The 16,795-nt window shown below is 65.3% G+C and carries 17 protein-coding genes; 11 read left to right on the top strand and 6 right to left on the bottom strand.

The genetic code is table 11. From position 1 onward, the window contains the following. Nucleotides 1-12: 12 nt before the first annotated feature. Nucleotides 13-558, bottom strand: coding sequence for a WhiB family transcriptional regulator (locus tag AO716_RS17720; RefSeq protein WP_082413402.1), 546 nt, complete (start codon nucleotides 556-558; stop codon nucleotides 13-15). Between the two features lie 267 nt (nucleotides 559-825). Here AO716_RS17720 and AO716_RS07075 point away from each other — a divergent pair, with 267 nt between their 5' ends. Then, nucleotides 826-1,527: a TIGR03089 family protein gene (locus AO716_RS07075; RefSeq protein ID WP_055240254.1), complete on the top strand. Its 702-nt coding sequence runs from the start codon at nucleotides 826-828 to the stop codon at nucleotides 1,525-1,527. Here the strand turns inward: AO716_RS07075 and AO716_RS07070 are convergent. Further along, complete coding sequence (locus AO716_RS07070) at nucleotides 1,505-2,068, bottom strand: GtrA family protein (RefSeq protein WP_082413401.1); 564 nt, start codon at nucleotides 2,066-2,068, stop codon at nucleotides 1,505-1,507. The two genes, AO716_RS07075 and AO716_RS07070, sit on opposite strands and share 23 nt — an antisense overlap. A 178-nt stretch (nucleotides 2,069-2,246) precedes the next feature. On the opposite strand from AO716_RS07070, the gene AO716_RS07065 reads away from it, so the two are divergent. The 4 genes from AO716_RS07065 (at nucleotide 2,247) to manA (ending at nucleotide 6,967) form a co-directional block, all read left to right on the top strand. After that, entirely contained in the window at nucleotides 2,247-3,419 is a 1,173-nt protein-coding gene (locus AO716_RS07065; protein WP_082413400.1) for a 5-(carboxyamino)imidazole ribonucleotide synthase, read from the top strand. Beyond that, nucleotides 3,416-3,943 (top strand): 5-(carboxyamino)imidazole ribonucleotide mutase, encoded by a 528-nt coding sequence (gene purE / locus AO716_RS07060; protein WP_055240253.1) that lies wholly within the window; start codon nucleotides 3,416-3,418, stop codon nucleotides 3,941-3,943. Before AO716_RS07065 ends, purE begins: the two co-directional genes overlap by 4 nt. Before the next feature lie 7 nt (nucleotides 3,944-3,950). Next, nucleotides 3,951-5,567, top strand: coding sequence for an LCP family protein (locus AO716_RS07055; RefSeq protein ID WP_055240252.1), 1,617 nt, complete (start codon nucleotides 3,951-3,953; stop codon nucleotides 5,565-5,567). A gap of 74 nt (nucleotides 5,568-5,641) precedes the next feature. Further along, nucleotides 5,642-6,967 (top strand): mannose-6-phosphate isomerase, class I, encoded by a 1,326-nt coding sequence (gene manA, locus AO716_RS07050; protein ID WP_055240251.1) that lies wholly within the window; start codon nucleotides 5,642-5,644, stop codon nucleotides 6,965-6,967. An 85-nt stretch (nucleotides 6,968-7,052) separates the two neighbouring features. Here the strand turns inward: manA and AO716_RS07045 are convergent, their stop codons facing one another. Next, complete coding sequence (locus AO716_RS07045; protein ID WP_055240250.1) at nucleotides 7,053-8,078, bottom strand: lipid II:glycine glycyltransferase FemX; 1,026 nt, start codon at nucleotides 8,076-8,078, stop codon at nucleotides 7,053-7,055. A gap of 130 nt (nucleotides 8,079-8,208) precedes the next feature. On the opposite strand from AO716_RS07045, the gene AO716_RS07040 reads away from it, so the two are divergent. Further along, the gene (locus AO716_RS07040) at nucleotides 8,209-9,054 is read left to right on the top strand and encodes a tryptophan-rich sensory protein (RefSeq protein WP_229780284.1); all 846 of its coding nucleotides are present in this window, start codon (nucleotides 8,209-8,211) and stop codon (nucleotides 9,052-9,054) included. A 101-nt stretch (nucleotides 9,055-9,155) separates the two neighbouring features. On the opposite strand, the gene glpX is transcribed toward AO716_RS07040, so the two are convergent. After that, nucleotides 9,156-10,196, bottom strand: a complete 1,041-nt coding sequence (gene glpX, locus AO716_RS07035) for a class II fructose-bisphosphatase (protein WP_055240249.1) — start codon at nucleotides 10,194-10,196, stop codon at nucleotides 9,156-9,158. 200 nt (nucleotides 10,197-10,396) lie between these two features. Here glpX and AO716_RS07030 point away from each other — a divergent pair, with 200 nt between their 5' ends. The 5 genes from AO716_RS07030 (at nucleotide 10,397) to AO716_RS07010 (ending at nucleotide 15,706) form a co-directional block, all read left to right on the top strand. After that, a complete protein-coding gene (locus AO716_RS07030; protein WP_055240248.1) occupies nucleotides 10,397-10,984 on the top strand; it encodes a DUF4245 domain-containing protein in 588 nt (195 codons plus the stop codon). 96 nt (nucleotides 10,985-11,080) lie between these two features. Next, nucleotides 11,081-11,737 (top strand): carbonic anhydrase, encoded by a 657-nt coding sequence (locus AO716_RS07025; protein WP_055241953.1) that lies wholly within the window; start codon nucleotides 11,081-11,083, stop codon nucleotides 11,735-11,737. Nucleotides 11,738-11,809: 72 nt separating this feature from the next. Beyond that, nucleotides 11,810-13,231: a class II fumarate hydratase gene (locus AO716_RS07020; protein ID WP_055240247.1), complete on the top strand. Its 1,422-nt coding sequence runs from the start codon at nucleotides 11,810-11,812 to the stop codon at nucleotides 13,229-13,231. A 115-nt stretch (nucleotides 13,232-13,346) separates the two neighbouring features. Beyond that, the gene (locus AO716_RS07015) at nucleotides 13,347-14,000 is read left to right on the top strand and encodes a TetR/AcrR family transcriptional regulator (RefSeq protein ID WP_055240246.1); all 654 of its coding nucleotides are present in this window, start codon (nucleotides 13,347-13,349) and stop codon (nucleotides 13,998-14,000) included. After that, nucleotides 13,997-15,706 (top strand): MDR family MFS transporter, encoded by a 1,710-nt coding sequence (locus AO716_RS07010; RefSeq protein ID WP_055240245.1) that lies wholly within the window; start codon nucleotides 13,997-13,999, stop codon nucleotides 15,704-15,706. The genes AO716_RS07015 and AO716_RS07010 overlap by 4 nt, the downstream gene beginning before the upstream one ends. 99 nt (nucleotides 15,707-15,805) lie before the next feature. On the opposite strand, the gene AO716_RS07005 is transcribed toward AO716_RS07010, so the two are convergent. Continuing rightward, nucleotides 15,806-16,276, bottom strand: coding sequence for an NUDIX hydrolase (locus AO716_RS07005; protein ID WP_055240244.1), 471 nt, complete (start codon nucleotides 16,274-16,276; stop codon nucleotides 15,806-15,808). A gap of 4 nt (nucleotides 16,277-16,280) precedes the next feature. Continuing rightward, nucleotides 16,281-16,793 carry an A24 family peptidase gene (locus tag AO716_RS07000; RefSeq protein ID WP_055240243.1) on the bottom strand — a complete coding sequence of 171 codons (513 nt, stop codon included), beginning with the start codon at nucleotides 16,791-16,793 and terminating at the stop codon, nucleotides 16,281-16,283. Between the last annotated feature and the right edge of the window lie 2 nt (nucleotides 16,794-16,795).

The raw sequence follows: 16,795 nt of genomic DNA, 5'->3' as shown, positions 1-16,795 counted from the left end.
CGTGCGAAAGAATTAGACTGCCTGCTTTCGAAGCCGCCGGCGTTCCCGCTCGGACAGTCCGCCCCAGATACCGAACCGCTCGTCATTGGCGAGTGCGTATTCGAGGCACTGGGAGCGTACGGTGCATGCTGCGCAGACCTTCTTCGCATCGCGGGTGGAGCCGCCCTTCTCCGGGAAGAACGCTTCCGGGTCGGTCTGGGCGCAGAGGGCGTCGGCCTGCCAGCCGAGTTCACTCTCGTCTGCGTAGCCGTCTCCGATCCCGGGCAGTCCGATCCAGACGGGACGCTGCTCGGACTCGGCGGGGGCAGGGAACAGCGAAACCGGAGGATCAAGGAGTTCGTCCCCGCGCTGCTCCTCGCCGCCGGCAAGGGCTTCATGCGCTGCAAGGAAGGCGGTAGCCGCATCTTCCAGGCTCCCTGCGCCTTCCCGGAAGCGGTCCGCAGCTTCGGGATCAGCGGGATCGACGTACCAGTCACCGGGCACACCGCGCGAGCCGTAGCTCTTGGAGGCCTGCGCCTGGATGTCCGGCCGGCCCTGCTTCTTCTCTGCTTGCCCCATGGAGTCCTCCCGGTGTAAATGCTCCAGCAGCGGATATCTGGCTTCACACAGGCGACAATCAGCCTGCTGTGAACGCATGTAGGTCATGGTTTGCTGGAACAAATCCGTTCCCTAATTACACGCGTGTAATACGGTCACGTCAAGCTGTTTCGGCATCCTATAGAGTCGGAACCGTTCCACGGCGCCGCGCCACGCCGTGAATTTTGCTCCCGACGCGCCGGCGTTGCCCGCCAAGGCACGATCCATTTCCAAGCGAAAGCGAATTCCATGACGGAAAACCCAGTTCCCAACATACTGTCCACGCTGCGCAGCGAGCAGGCAACCTCGCCTGCCCTGATCTGGTACGGTCCCGGGTCCGAACGGGTCGAGCTCTCAGGCAAGGTGCTGGACAACTGGGTTGCCAAGACTTCCAACTATCTGACCGAAGAACTTGATGCCGAACCGGGAACCATAGTGCAGCTGGATCTTCCAGCGCACTGGAAAACCCTGGTGTGGGCCCTGGCCGTCTGGCAGTCCGGCTGCACACTTGCCCTATCGGCTGTGCCGGGGGTGGATGTAAGGGTAACGGCCGAAAACCCTGAGCCGCAGGGCGCAGAGCTGGTTGCGGCAGTAGCGCTGCCGGCACTTGCGATGGCGTGGCCTGGTGCGCTGCCCGCCGGGACGAGCGACTACTCCGCCGAGGTCCGATCCTTCGCTGACACCTGGGCAGGGCCGCTCTACCGCAGCGAACCGGCGCAGCCCGTGGCGGGGGACGCCGGGGTCCTTGGGTTCGGTCTTGATGCCGGGGAGGCACCGGAGACCGGACGGCAGGTTGTGCTGCTCCCGGCTGAAGCAGGAACTGCGGGGATCCTGGCGAAGGCGCTTTCGGTCTGGGCAGGCGGCGGGGCGGTTGTACTCACCGGAGACGGGGTGGAGCCCACTGAGCGGATGCTGCAGGCAGAAAGGGTTACTGCCCGGCTTGAGGCCTGACCGGTTTCGCCGGGGCCTCCCCCGCAGCGGGTTCCGGGACGGCCGTATGCGCCGGGTCCACGGTGAGCTCCATGGCACGTTCGTCAGCTTCAGCCTCGCTGGCTGAGTTGTTGAAGACCCAGTACCGGTAGGCAAAGAACCGGACCACGGTGGCCACACCGATGCCTATGACACCGGCCATGAACAGAGTTCCGTTGTCCGTGATACCCATCGGATAGCGGGCAATCCAGGTGAAGCCGGTGGAAATGACGATCCCGATGCCGTTGATGAGGATGAACTGCCCGAATTCGCGGGCCACGTTCGACTGCCTGCGGTGGCGGAAGGTCCACCACCGGTTTGCAACCCAGGAAAAGAGGGTAGCGATGGTGGCGCCCGCGAAACGTGCCTTGGCCGGGCTTCCTTCCATGACCGAGTGCATGAAGATCCAGGTCAGGCCGTTGTCCACCACAAAAGCGACGGCACCTACAGTGCCGAACTTGGCTACCTCGCGCCAAAAGGCAGACGCCAGTCCCCTGAGCCAGGAAATAAATGTTCTGATCATGACCCTCCGCGGCCAATCGTGTACGCACGGGGATCCCCGCCGGACGAAGTCGCTGCCGCGCGATGGCGCGGCAGAAAGAACCTACTTTACCTGCCAATCTTGGGAATTACCCCGGGGGCGGCCGCTTCCGCGGGCGACACACGGCAGGAAGTTCCCGCGGTTTCGGTAACCTGTACTCGTGAGATTTCCTATTATCGGCGTTGTCGGCGGCGGCCAGCTGGCCCGGATGATGGCCCCGGCGGCCACCGAACTCGGGTTCGAGCTGCGTGTCCTGGCAGAAAACCCGGACGTATCCGCAGTTTCAGCCGTAGCCCACGCCGCAGTCGGCGACTACACCGACTATGAGACGCTGCTCGCGTTTGCCCGCGGCGTGGACGTGCTGACCTTTGACCACGAGCATGTACCCGGTGAGCACCTCAAGGCGCTTCAAGCTGAGGGCATTAACGTGCAGCCGGGCCCTGATGCCCTCCTGCACGCCCAGGACAAGCTGGTCATGCGCGCTGCCGTCGATCGCCTGGGCCTGCCGAACCCCCGCTGGGCGGCTGTGGCTTCGGTCGCCGACCTCGTTGATTTTGGCAAGGCGGCCGGCTGGCCCGTGGTCCTGAAAACGCCGCGCGGCGGCTACGACGGCAAGGGCGTGCGCATTATTGACGACGCCGAAGCTGCCGCCGCCGCTGCCGACTGGTTCACCGGTTCCCCGCTGCTGGCCGAAGAGAAGGTCCCCTTCACGCGCGAGCTCTCCGCTTTGGTCGCCAGGACTCCTGCGGGCGAGTCCGTGGCGTGGCCGGTGGTGCACTCAATCCAGGTGGACGGTGTCTGTGACGAGGTAATCGCCCCGGCACAGGACCTCGCTCCCGAAACTGCATCGGCCGCAGCCGATGCAGCACTGCGAATCGCCGCCGAACTAGGGGTCACCGGCGTTATGGCTGCGGAGCTCTTCGAAACCCCGGGCCGCGGGCCTGGTTTCCTCATCAATGAACTGGCCATGCGCCCCCACAACTCGGGGCACTGGACCATGGACGGATCCGTCACCGGGCAGTTCGAGCAGCACCTCCGCGCAGTTCTGGGACTGCCGCTTGGCGGCACGGGCGTGCTGGGAGGCGTTGTGGTCATGAAGAACTTCCTTGGCGCTGACAACACTGATCTTTACCGCGGCACCCGGCTGGCAATGGCTGCTGAACCCAGCGCCAAGGTCCATAATTACGGCAAGGCAGTACGCCCGGGGCGCAAGGTCGGCCACGTCAACGTCGTCGGAACGGACACGGCAGACCTGCCGGCCGTCCGGCGCAGTGCCGAACGCGCAGCAGCGATCATCCGCGATGGCCGCGAACCTAATGAGGAGAAGGCATGAGCACTGCCAAAACGCCGCTGGTCGGAATCGTGATGGGTTCCGATTCGGACTGGCCCGTCATGGACGCAGCCGCAGCAGCACTGGCCGAGTTCGGCATCCCCTACGAGGCCGACGTTGTCTCAGCCCACCGCATGCCCGCCGAGATGATTTCGTACGGCCAGGAGGCCCACCGCCGCGGACTCCGTGTGATCATTGCCGGCGCGGGCGGGGCTGCGCATCTGCCCGGCATGCTTGCCTCAGTGACCCCGCTGCCTGTCATCGGGGTTCCCGTTCCGCTCAAGTACCTGGACGGCATGGATTCGCTGCTTTCGATCGTGCAGATGCCGGCCGGCGTTCCGGTAGCAACAGTGTCTATTGGAGGCGCCCGCAATGCCGGCCTGCTCGCCGTGCGCATGCTTGCTGCCGGCACCGATCCCCTTGCCGCGGGCCTGCAGCAGAAACTGATCGACTTCGCGGGCGAACTGCGCCAGACCGCCATGGCCAAGGGCGCCCGGCTGCGCACTTCGGTACCGGAAAGCGCATAGGCCCCGGATGAGCAGGACAGCGGCTTCAGCAGCGGGTTCCGTGTACACCGACCCGGTCCGCTACCCCCAGTCCGCATCGCCGCGGCTGCGCAACAGGCGCGCTTTCCTGCTGCTCTTCCTAACCCTGGTACTGCCCGGGTCAGCACAGATTGTGGCTGGGGACCGGCGGCTGGGCCGCACGGCCCTGCGCGTTACTTTCCTGGTCTGGGCGGCAGTCATTGCCGTGGCTGTCCTGGCGCTGACCAACAGGATCCTGCTGGTGAATATCTTCACCAACAACTGGGGCTCCTTCCTGATCATGGCAGTCCTGGCCCTGCTGGCCGTGGGCTGGGCGCTGCTTTTCCTCAACACTTTCCGCATCATCCGCCCGCCCCTGCTGGAACGGAACGTGCGTCCGGCAGTGGCAGCCGCCATGGTCGTGCTGATGGCACTCACCAGCGGCGGGCTGGGTTACGGAGCCTGGCTGCTGAACGTCAGCCGGCAGACCTTCGACAGCATCTTCGCTTCCGGGCCCGCCTTTGACCCGGTGGACGGCCGCTACAACTTCCTGCTCCTCGGCGGAGACGCCGGCGCCGACCGCACAGGCCTCCGGCCGGACAGCATGTCCGTGTTCAGCGTCGACGCGGACACCGGGCAGATCGTCACCTTTGGCCTTCCGCGGAACTTCCAGAACGCCCGGTTCACGCAGGACTCCCCGCTCTGGCAGGTCTTTCCCGACGGTTACAGCTGCGGCGACGAGTGCATCCTGAACAGCCTCTACCCCGTAGTGACCGAGCAGTACCCGGACCTTTACCCGGGTTCGGAGGATCCTGGAGCGGAAGCAATGATGGATGCCGCCGGCGGCATCCTGGGGCTTGAAATCCAGTCCTATGTGATCGTGGACATGGAGGGCTTCTCCTCCCTGATTGATGCCATGGGCGGCGTGAAGATCGACGTCGGAGGATGGGTTCCCATCACCGCCGCTGAAATCCCGGGCACCAACCGGCACTATCCGCCGGACGGATGGATTGCCCCCGGCCTGCAGACCATGGACGGCTACACGGCGCTTTGGTATGCCCGTTCGCGCGAGTTCGTCACTGACTACCACCGCATCGCCCGGCAGCAGTGTGTGCAGCAGGCGATGGTTGCACAGCTGGACCCGGCGACGCTGCTCACCCGTTTCCAGGCAATTGCCTCCGCCGGTGAGCAGGTAGTCCATACAGACATCCCGCAGGACCAGCTGGGCAGCTTTGTTGACCTCGCCCTGAAGTCCAAGAACCACGAGGTGGAACGGATGACCATCGGTCCTCCCGACTTCGGCACCGCAGCGGACAACTTTGTCACCTATCCCGACTTCGCCCTCATTCACGCCAGGGTGCAGGAAATGCTCGCCGAGACCGACGCCGCGGCCGAAGCCACAGCCGAGCAGGAGGCCCCGGCCCCCGTCGAGGACGGTGCAATCGGACAGGACAGCCCGGAGAACCCCGACAGCCAGCAGGCTCCCGCGGAACCTGAGGTCCCCGAGCCGGCGGCGCCGGCCCAGCCGGAAATCACCGAAGAGTATCTTCAGGAACTCGCCACTATTGGGGACACGGCTACGCTGAGCATGCTGCTGGACAACAACGGCGTCTGCAGCGCAGGCTGACCAGGACGACCTCCTCCAAAAGCTGCGGGCCCAGGTAACCGGTCCGCAGCTTGAACGGCACCGAAGAGAGAAACATGTACCTGCTTTCCGGCACCCTCCGCCCCTATGCCTGGGGATCCCGTACAGCCATGGCTGAGCTCTTCGGCCGCGACCCCAGCGGCGAACCGGAAGCCGAGCTCTGGTTCGGTGCCCACCCCGCAGCTCCCTCTCCCGTCCTCACCAAAGGCGGGGAGGCGGCCACCCTGGATGAGCTCATTGCCAGGGATCCGGAGCTGATGCTGGGCCGTGAAACGGTGGCAGTCCACGGCCCTGCCCTGCCGTTCCTTGCCAAGGTCCTCGCCGCCGGCTCGCCGCTCTCGCTCCAGGTTCATCCCACACGCGAACAGGCCGCGGCAGGATTCGCGGCCGAGGAGGCCGCCGGCGTCGACCGCTCTGCACCGGACCGGAACTACAAGGATGAGAACCACAAGCCGGAGATGATCTTCGCGCTCACTGATTTCGAGGCCCTCTGCGGTTTCCGGGAGCCGGACGATTCGGCCCGGCTGTTCCGCTCCGTGGCGCGGCTGGTGGACGCAGCCGGCCAGCCGGTACCCGCGCTCTTCAGCGAAACAGCCTCGGACCTCGAGTCCGGACGTCCGGAAGCCGAACGGCTGGAGGGGGTTTTCCGCCGCCTCATCAGCGGTGGTGACGACGTGCGTGAAGCGGTTGCGGCCGCCGCGGACGCAGTGCGCAGTCTCGACGCCGCGGAGAGATCCGAGCTGGACCCCGCAATCGCTGAGCTGGATGAACTTCACGGCTACTACCCCGGTGATCCCGGCGTGCTGATTTCCCTGCTGCTGAACAGGGCTTCCCTCTCCCCCGGCGAAGCGATCTACCTTCCCGCGGGAAACGTCCACGCCTACCTGCGCGGCCTGGGCGTAGAGGTCATGGCTTCCTCGGACAATGTGCTGCGCGGCGGCCTGACGCCCAAGCACATTGACCTGCCTGAGCTGCTGAAAACCATCGACTTCCAGGCGCTGGGCGTCCCCCGCCTTCAGGCACAGCGCACAGGCCTGGGCCAGGAAATCTACCGTCCGCCGTTCTCAGAGTTCTCACTGCAGCGCCTTGAACTCGCACAAAGCGCGGAGCCCGGCAGCATGTCAGCCGCGGATGTGCCCCTGCTGCAGAACGGGCCCACCCTCGTCATGGCACTGCGCGGCTCGCTGGTGCTGGACTCCCCAAAACAGGATCTCATCCTCAATCCGGGCGACTGCGCATTTATCGGCGCCGATGAGGCGCCGGTGATCGCCAAACTCGCGTCCCACTCAGCCCAGCACGACGACGGCGCGCTGGCTTTCGCCGTTACTGCCGGTTCGCTTGCCCCGGCAGCGGATCCGGACGCGCCGACCCTGCAGCTTTAGCGCGTCTCCCAGCCGGGCGGTTACGCCCGGCCGGGAGACGCGGCGGCCGGGATACGCGGCGGCCGGGATGTGCCGGAGCTGGAATCTACCGGCCCAGCCGTTCCCGGACACCGGCAACAGCTCCGCGAACCTTGCGCAGCGCCGTCTTGGCCAGCGGGAGGGCGGAGTTGTACAGCGGATAGAGCGGGGAGAGCGGCTTGTCCCAGGTTCCTGCCAGCAGGTCCTCGTGCTGGGCCCAGCCCATCTTGAACTTGGATACCCCGTCGTTGAGCAGGCCGTTGAAGTCGTAGCGGGTAATACCGCGTTCCTTCATCTCGCGGATGGCCAGCCACTTCAGCGCGTAATTGGCGCGCAGGCGTTCGCCTTCCTCGCTCATGCCGCCGTACAGTTCGAATGCGGTGAAGCCGCTGGCCGAAAGCCAGAGGAAAGCCACCACGTCATCGCCCTTGAAGGCTGCGTAGACGGGCGAATCAGCACCGAGGTTGTCGAAGATGTCCAGGTAGTAGCCGTCTTCGTGGATACCGAAGCCGGCCCGCTCAGCGGTCTGCTTGTACACCGCCAGGCACTGCGGGATTTCTTCCCGGCGCACCGCGCGGTACTCCAGCGCTTCCCTGCCGGATTTCCGGATGTACTGGCGGTGCTTCTTGCTCATCGCGGCCAGCAGATCCTCCTCGCTGAGGCGAAGGTCCAGGATCAGCGTGCGCGGGATCAGGATGGTGTTCGTGCTCTGCCGGAAACCGGCGGCGGGGAGCAGGCCGGCAGCGTCGGAGGAAGCTTCCCAGTCCGGTTCGGTGGTCAGCGCCACGGCATGATGCTTGTCCCTGGCATAGCCGGCGACGGCGTCAAGCAGCTGCGTTTCGCGTCCGGGTTCCCCCTGCGGCCCGCGCGGGATGTACGCCAGTGCGCGGAACGGGAAAGGCAGGCGCCGGAGAAGCAGCTGCGCCGTTCCAACCACCTGCCCGCCGTCGGAAAGCAGGAGCCGCTCCGCGCTCCAGCCGTGTTCCGCCTTGGTCTTGCCCCAGCCCCACAGCTGCTGCGGGTGCCCGTTGAACTGGTTAACGAAGCCGTTCCAGCGGGACGGATCGGTGCAGGGAGTAACGCTCAATGTCATATCAACTAGCCTACGTGGAAGCCGGCACCGCCTCCGAACGCACGGGATCTCGCACGGATGTTATAGAGCCGAAACCCACGGACCGGAAAATACCCGGGAAATTAGTAAGCAGGCTTTGTTACGCTCGAATATGGCTACTTCGACTCCCAACACATCCAGTCATTCGCCTGCGGATCCGGCGGTCGCGGGTTCCTATCAGCGCAGCGACCTGGCCCGGCAGCTGACGGTCACAGTCTCCTTCATCGTCTGCATCATCGGATCGGTGATCGGCGTCGGGGTCTTCGGCGGCACCCGCATCGCCGAAGCCGCCGGCGGGGCGCTGAGCGCTGACGCCACCTACCTTGCCCCTGCCAGCCCGGCGTTCTCCATCTGGTCCGTGATCTACACCGGCCTGGGCGCCTACACCATTTACCAGTGGTTCCCCTCCCAGCGGGCTACGCCCCGCCAGCGCAGCCTGGGCTGGCTGGTGGCCGCGTCCCTGATCCTGAACGCGGCCTGGATCCTGAGTGTGCAGGCAGGATCCGTCCCCCTCTCCGTTGTGGTGATCGCGGCACTGCTGGTGGTTCTGGCGATCATTTTCAAGCGCTACTCCCGCAGCCGTCCGGACAGCCTGCTGGGCGCCGTCGTTGTGGACGGCACGCTGGGGCTGTACCTCGGCTGGGTCTGCGTGGCGATCTGCGCCAACATTGCTTCAGCACTGACCTCCGGCGGTTTCAACGGATTCGGCCTGGACCCGGTTATCTGGGCCTTCATTGTGCTGGCCGCAGCGGCAGCCGTGGGTGTTGGGCTGGCCCTCTACGGCCGAGGACGCCTTGCTCCCGCGGCGGCTCTGGCCTGGGGCCTGTCCTGGATCGCTGTTTCCCGGGTAAACGGCGAACTGCTCTCCACTCCCACCGCAGTCGCGGCGGCAGCGGCAGCCGCCATCGTAGTGATCGCGACGGCCGGCGCTCGAGTGGCAGCAATCCGCCGGGGCTGAGCCGTGGCTGATCACTGATAACTCCGGGCAGGAGGCAAACGAAAGGGAGGGTCCGGATGCCGGACCCTCCCTTTGCTTATGCCTTAGGGGCGAATTCCCGCCTAGCGAAGCCGGGCGTAGGACTCCCACTTGTGTGACTGGTGCTCGCCGTCAACCATGCGGATGGTCCCGGACTTGGAACGCATCACGATGGACTGGGTGAGCACCCGGTCCTTCTTGTAGCGGACGCCGCGCACCAGGTCGCCGTCGGTGATGCCGGTAGCTGCGAAGTAGCAGTTGTCGCTGGTAACCAGGTCGTTGGTGGAGAGCACCCGGTCCAGGTCGTGGCCGGCGTCGATGGCCTTCTGCTTTTCCTCGTCCGAGGTCGGCCACAGGCGGCCCTGGATGACTCCGCCAAGGGTCTTGACCGCGCAGGCGGTGATAATGCCCTCAGGCGTGCCGCCAATACCCATCAGGGCGTCGACGTCGGTACCCTCGCGGGCTGCTGCAATGCCGCCGGCGACGTCGCCGTCCATCAGCATCCGGGTACGCGCACCGGCATCGCGGATTTCCTGGACCAGCGGCTTGTGCCGGTCGCGCTCAAGGATCATGACGTTGAGCTGGTTGATCTTCTTGCCCTTGGCCTTGGCGATCAGGTGCAGGTTCTGCTTGACCGGCAGGCGGAGGTCCACCATGTCTGCGGCTTCGGGCCCGGTGACCAGCTTCTCCATGTAGAACACTGCGGAGGGATCGAACATGGTTCCGCGTTCGGCGACTGCCAGTACGGCCAGGGCATTGTTGATACCCAGGGCGGTCAGGCGGGTGCCGTCGATCGGGTCCACTGCCACGTCGCAGAGCGCCCCGGTTCCGTCGCCAACGTGCTCGCCGTTGTAAAGCATGGGCGCTTCATCCTTCTCGCCCTCACCGATGACCACAACGCCGTTGAAGTGGACGGTGGAGATCAGCGAACGCATGGCGTCCACTGCCGCGCCGTCAGCGGCGTTCTTGTCGCCGAAGCCAACCCAGTGTCCGCCTGCAATGGCGGCGGCTTCAGTTACGCGGACAAGTTCCAGCGCGAGGTTGCGGTCCGGCTCGTCGTCGCCGACTGCCAGCGCGGGTGAAAGAGTTGAATACTGGGCACCTTGGGACACGTCTAACCTCATCTTTGAAATTCGGGCAGAACTCTCCGGAACTGGGTCCCGAACAGTACGCCGCCTGCTGTTCCTTGATCTGATCATAGTCGCCAAGTGGCCGGCGCCACTGCTGGCACCGGGCAATTTGGAATTCACAGGGCCCCATGCGCCGCCGGTGTCCCGTTGTGCGCGAATAGGACTTGCCGCCCCGGATAGGCGATCATGGAAGAGTGAGTGAGCAGCAGCAGCCCGAAGAGCCCGTTACCCCTACCCTGACCGCAAAGCAGGCCAAGCGCGCCAACGCGACGGTCATTGGAATGCTTATCGCCACCGGAATCACGCTGGCGATCGTACTGGTGCCGGTGCTGCTGAACCCGTACCAGAAGATGCAGCCGCGCAACGTGGATGTCCAGGCAATTGCCTCGGAAGCAGCCGACGACGCCGGGTACCCGCCGCTGGCTCCGGATCTGCCCGAGGGCTGGACCGCCAATTACGCCCGCTGGGATTCCGGCGTCAACACCGGAGTCCCGACCTGGGAAGTGGGATATCTCACTCCGGACACCCAGTTCATCCGGCTGACCCAGACCAATACAGCCAACCCCACATGGATCTCCCAGACCACCAAGGATTCACTGGTGGCAGGTGAGCGCACCGCAGGCGGTGCCACCTGGCAGCTGCGGGACAGCGCCAACGGAGAAGGCCACCTAGTCACCGAGGTCAACGGCATGACCGTGATCCTCAGTTCCGAAGCGGACCTGGCAACTGTGGACGAACTGGCCGAAGCAGTGCTGGCCGACATCAATACCCAGCAGCAGTAGCAGGGACTCCCGCCGCGGGTGGAACTCCGGCGGTAACACAAGCAGTGCAGGAACGGTTCGGCTCCCAATGCGCCGTATTCTTGAACAGTGACCGAATTGAACAGCCCCCTTACTGCTCCCCTGACGCCGGCCGAAGCATGGCAGCGGCTCCGAGAAGGAAACGAGCGTTTTGTCTCCGGCGCTTCACGGCATCCAAACCAGGATGCCCCGCGCCGCAGTTCCCTGGTCAACGAGCAGAATCCCTTCGCGGTCATATTTGGCTGCTCGGACTCCCGGCTGGCCGCTGAAATCATCTTCGACCTTGGGCTGGGCGACGTTTTTGTGGTCCGCACCGCCGGGCAGGTCACCGACGACGCCGTCCTGGGCTCGCTCGAGTACAGCGTCGGCGTCCTGGGCGTTCCGCTGATCGTAATCCTGGGCCATGACAGCTGCGGTGCGGTGACGGCCGCCAAGCACACGGTGGACACCGGTTCAATGCCGTCGGGCTACGTGCGCAACCTGGTTGAGCGGATTACCCCGTCCGTCCTCGCTGCGCGCCGGAACGGCCTCGAGGATGTCAACGACATGGTTGTGGAGCACACGCGGCAGACAGCTGAGCGCCTGGTGGAAAGTTCGCGCCTGATTTCCGACGCCGTCGCTTCCGGGTCGACCGCCGTCGTCGGGCTCTCCTACCGGCTGGCTGAAGGCCGGGCGGACCTGGTGTCCAGCATCGGCCAGCTGGAAGCCGGCGCTCCGGACCTCGCAGCCGGATAGCAGGGCCAGGCTGCCCGCCCCAATCCGACACGCGTTTCAGCGCCGGCGGGCGCGCCGACTAGGCTGGTAGCCATGACTTCCAACTCCGCTGAATACCGCATTGAACATGACACGATGGGTGAGGTCCGCGTCCCGGTAAACGCCCTTTACCGCGCCCAGACCCAGCGCGCCGTCGAGAACTTCCCGATCTCCGGCAAGCCGCTGGATGACGCGCACATCGAAGCCCTGGCCCGCATCAAGAAGGCTGCCGCAACCGCCAACGCAGAACTGGGAGTGCTCGACGACGAGCGCGCCAAGGCGATCGCTGCTGCTGCTGACGAAGTGGCAGCAGGCAAGCACAACGGCCAGTTCCCGATCGACGTGTTCCAGACCGGTTCCGGCACGTCCTCGAACATGAACACCAACGAGGTCCTGGCGGAGCTCGCCACCCGTGCCCTGAAGGCTGCCGGCAGCGAGACCTCTGTTCACCCGAACGACCACGTCAACGCCTCGCAGTCCTCGAACGACGTCTTCCCGACCTCCGTGCATGTTGCCGCCACCTCCGCCCTGATCAACAACCTGATCCCGGCACTGGAGCACCTGGCTGCCTCCCTGGAGCGCAAGGCCGAAGAGTTCAAGGACGTCGTCAAGTCCGGCCGCACGCACCTCATGGACGCCACCCCGGTGACCCTGGGCCAGGAATTCGGCGGCTACGCCGCACAGGTCCGCTACGGCATCGAGCGCATCCAGGCCTCCCTGCCCCGCGTTGCCGAGGTTCCCCTGGGCGGCACCGCCGTCGGCACCGGCATCAACACCCCGGCCGGCTTCCCGCAGCGTGTGATCGAACTGCTCGCTGCCGACACCGGCCTGCCGCTGACCGAAGCCCGGGACCACTTCGAATCCCAGGCCAACCGCGACGCCCTCGTTGAGGTCTCCGGCATGCTGCGCACCATTGCAGTGTCCTTCTCCAAGATCGCCAACGACCTGCGCTGGATGGGCTCCGGCCCCAACACCGGCCTGGGCGAAATTGCCATCCCCGACCTGCAGCCGGGCTCCTCGATCATGCCGGGCAAGGTCAACCCGGTCATCTCCGAGGCCGTTATGCAGGTTGCCGCACAGGTTGTGGGCAACGACGCCGCCATCGCCTGGGCCGGTACGTTCGGCTACTTCGAGCTGAATGTCGGCATCCCCGTCATCGCCTCGAACCTGCTCGAGTCCATCCGCCTGCTGGCCAACTCCTCCGTGATCATGGCGGACAAGATGATCGACGGCATCGAAGCCAACGTGGAGCGTGCCCGCTACCTCGCCGAGGCCTCCCCTTCGATCGTTACTCCGCTGAACAAGTACATCGGCTACGAGAACGCCGCCAAGATCGCCAAGTTCGCGGTCAAGGAAGGCAAGACCATCCGCCAGGCCGTCGTCGAACTCGGTTTCGTCGAGCGCGGCGAGGTCACCGAGGAACAGCTCGACGCCGCTCTGGACGTCCTCTCCATGACCAAGCCCCCGCAGGCTTAGTCTTTCGGATTCAATGAGGGGCCGCCGGGTTGCCGGCGGCCCCTTTTTGCTGCCAGTTTTTACGGCATCGATGACCTGTTTGCACTAAGCTCCGCAGCGTGCAAAAGTTTACTTCGTGAAGAATAGTGCAGCTTTTGACGGCGGGCTCCGGGAGCGCAAACGGGCTGCCACCCACAGTGCCATCACCAGCGCAGCACGGGCCCTCACCGCCGAACACGGGCTGGCAGGCTTCACGGTGGAGGAACTGTGCGACCAGGTGGGCATTTCCCGCCGCACCTTTTTCAACTATTTCCCGGCCAAGGAAGACGCCGTACTTGGTGCCCCCGCCACCCTGCCAGAGGAACTTACCGGTCCGTTTGTCGCCGCGGGGTCCGCGGATCACGGACTTACACCAACCCTGCTCCAGGACCTGGTGGACCTCTCCGTGGCCTACATGGAGTCGATGGCCGTTTCCCGGGCAGAGCTTGCCCAGCTCAAGGACGCACTGTCCACCGAACCGCGGCTCGTCCTGAAACTTATGCAGGGCACGCGGGAAGCGGACGAGCGCCTGCGCGGGCTTATTGCCCGGCGCGAGCACCTTGATCCCGGCGATCCCCAGGTCACTGCAGTCGCCACCGTCTTTTCCGCACTCATCCAGCGGGCCGGACCGGAGTTCTTCGATCCGGAGAACAAGCTCAGCTACCGGGCGGTGCTCACCTCCGCCGTCGAGTCAGCCCGTGCCGCGTTCTCTTCCTTCTCTCCCGTCACTTCCAGCAAGGACCAGTCATGACCACCACCGCCGCGCGCTCCTCCGGACCGCTGCTGCTGACCCAGAAACGCATCTGGATCATTTTCTCCGCCCTCATTGCGGGCATGCTCCTCTCCAGCCTGGACCAAACCATCGTCTCGACGGCCATGCCGACCATCGTCGGTGAACTCGGCGGCGTAGAGCACCAGACCTGGATCACCACCGCCTACCTGCTTGCCACGACCATCGTGATGCCGATCTACGGCAAATTCGGTGACGTGCTGGGCCGGCGCAACCTCTTCCTCTTTGCCATTGCACTGTTTACCCTCGCATCGGTCGGCTGTGCCTTTGCCACCGACTTCTGGATGTTCGTGCTCTTCCGCGCCATTCAGGGCCTGGGCGGCGGCGGCCTGATGATCCTCTCCCAGGCGATCATCGCGGACATTGTTCCGGCCAATGAACGCGGCAAGTACATGGGCCCGCTGGGCGGCATCTTCGGCCTCTCCGCTGTGGCCGGTCCGCTGCTGGGCGGCTTCTTCGTGGACCACATGACCTGGCAGTGGGCGTTCTACATCAACATCCCCATCGGCATTGCGGCCTTCCTGATCGCGTTCTTCACCCTGACCCTGCCCACCAAGAAAGCAGAAAAGCGGATCGACCTTCCCGGCGTCGTCCTGCTCTCCATCGCCACCACCTGCCTGATCTTCTTCACCGACTTTGGCGGAGACGCCGACCGCGGCTGGACCGACCCGCTGACGCTGGCGTTCGGGGCAGGCCTGCTGACAGCTGCCTTCGCCTTCGTGCTGGCCGAGCGCCGGGCCGAAGACCCGATCATTCCGCTGAGCCTGTTCAGGAACCCCATCTTCGTGAACAGCACCGCAATCGGCTTCACCCTCGGCATGGGCATGTTCGCTGCCCTGGCCTTCCTGCCCACCTTCCTGCAGATGTCCACCGGCACCTCCGCGGCCGAATCCGGCCTGCTGATGCTGCCCATGATGGTGGGCATGATGGGCACGTCCATCTGGTCCGGACTGGCCATCACCAAGACCGGCAGGTACAAGAAGTACCCGATCTCCGGCGGCATCCTGGTCCTCGCTGCGCTGCTCTGGATGACCGCCCTCACCGCAGAGACTCCGGTCTGGGTGATCTGCTCCCAGCTCTTCGTCTTCGGTGCCGGCCTTGGCCTGATCATGCAGGTGGTTGTCCTGGTGGTGCAGAACTCCGTGCCGGTGGACCAGATTGGTACGGCAACCTCATCCAACAACTACTTCCGCGAAGTCGGCGCCTCACTGGGTGTGGCCATCTTCGGAGCCATGTTCACCACCCGCCTCTCCGAGAACCTCATGGGTGTCTTCGAAGGTGCCGGGTTCGATGCCGCTGCCGCCGGTGAAGCGACTGCCACACTGCAGCCCGCCGCGATGGCAGCCCTGCCCGAGCCCGTCCGCGACGGAATCGTCAACGCCTACGCCGAGTCACTGGCACCTGTCTTCTGGTACCTGGTGCCGTTCCTTGCACTGGCCCTGATCCTCGCCTTCTTCCTCAAGGAGATTCCGCTCTCCGACGTTGCCGGCATGGTGGCACGCGGTGAGGCCATCGGCGGCGAGGAGGCAAATCGCCTCGAAGCCGAGCGCCTGGCCGGGCAGCAGGGATCGTCCGTGGAAGGCGGACCCGGTGCCGGTGAGGCGGATGCAGCCCGCCCCGGTGCCGTGGCCTCTGACGAGGACCCCATGCCTGACCAGCGGCCCTAACAGGGGCTCCAACAGGCGCCCGGGCTAAGGAACGCCCGGCAGGAGGGTGCACCGCCGGCAGGTGGTGCACCCTCCTGCCTTATCCAGGCGTCGAAGACCCTAGACCTCGAAAACCGGCACACCGGTGGACGTGCGGGCCAGCTCGATGAGCATCCGGTGCCGGGCGTTCAGCTCCGGAAGCCCGTCCAGTGCGAACCAGCCCACCTCGGAGGACTCGTCGTCGTTCACCCGCGCGGTACCGGAAACCCAGGCGCACCGGAACGCCAGGTTCAGGAACTGGCAGCGGTCCTGGTTGGGAAACATGATCGGGTCAGTGGTGCCCACGTGGATGAGGTGCTCGAGCTTCGCCCGCACACCGGTCTCCTCTTCGACCTCCCGCAGCAGGCCGGGACCGGGCTCTTCTCCCGGTTCAAGAATGCCCGTGATGATGGTCCAGCGGCCGTTGTCCGCGCGGCGGCCCAGCAGCACTTCGCCTGCCGGATTGAAGACGACGGCGGCAACCCCGGGAAGCCACAGCAGGTCGTGGCCCACTTTTTCGCGCAGGGAAAGGATGAAGTCTGGTGTGGGCATGGCACTACTCTAGGCCAGGGACCGCGAGCGCCAGGGCCGTTCCTGCGAGCATAAACGGGCCAAAGGGGATACGGGTCTTGCCGGTCCCCTTCCCGGTCAGGACCAGCCCCAGCCCCCACAGGCCACCCAGCACGAACCCCGCCGCTGCACCTGCCAGCACATGGCTCCACCCCGCAAAACCGAGATAAAGGCCCAGCACACCGGCAAGCTTGACGTCTCCCAGCCCCAGCCCGGACGGCGACAGGACCCGCAGCAGGAAGTAACCGGCGAGCAGCAGGAATCCGCCGCCCGCCATACCGGCCAGGCGCCCGGCGTCGCCGCCTACCAGGGCCGCGGATCCCAGCAGCACCGCGGCGGCAGGATAGGCAGGCAGCACCAGGCGGTCCGGCAGCCGCCTGCTTTGGATGTCCGTCCGCGCCAGTTTCCAGGCCAGCACGGCAAAGTAGCCAAGTGCCACCAGCACCAGCCACGCGGCCAGACGGGATTGGTCCCAGTACTCCCCCACGATCCCCCACATGC

It is taken from the genome of Arthrobacter sp. Edens01 (assembly GCF_001307035.1).
Lineage (GTDB): Bacteria > Actinomycetota > Actinomycetes > Actinomycetales > Micrococcaceae > Arthrobacter_B.
This window is presented reverse-complemented; position numbering and strand designations above follow the sequence as displayed.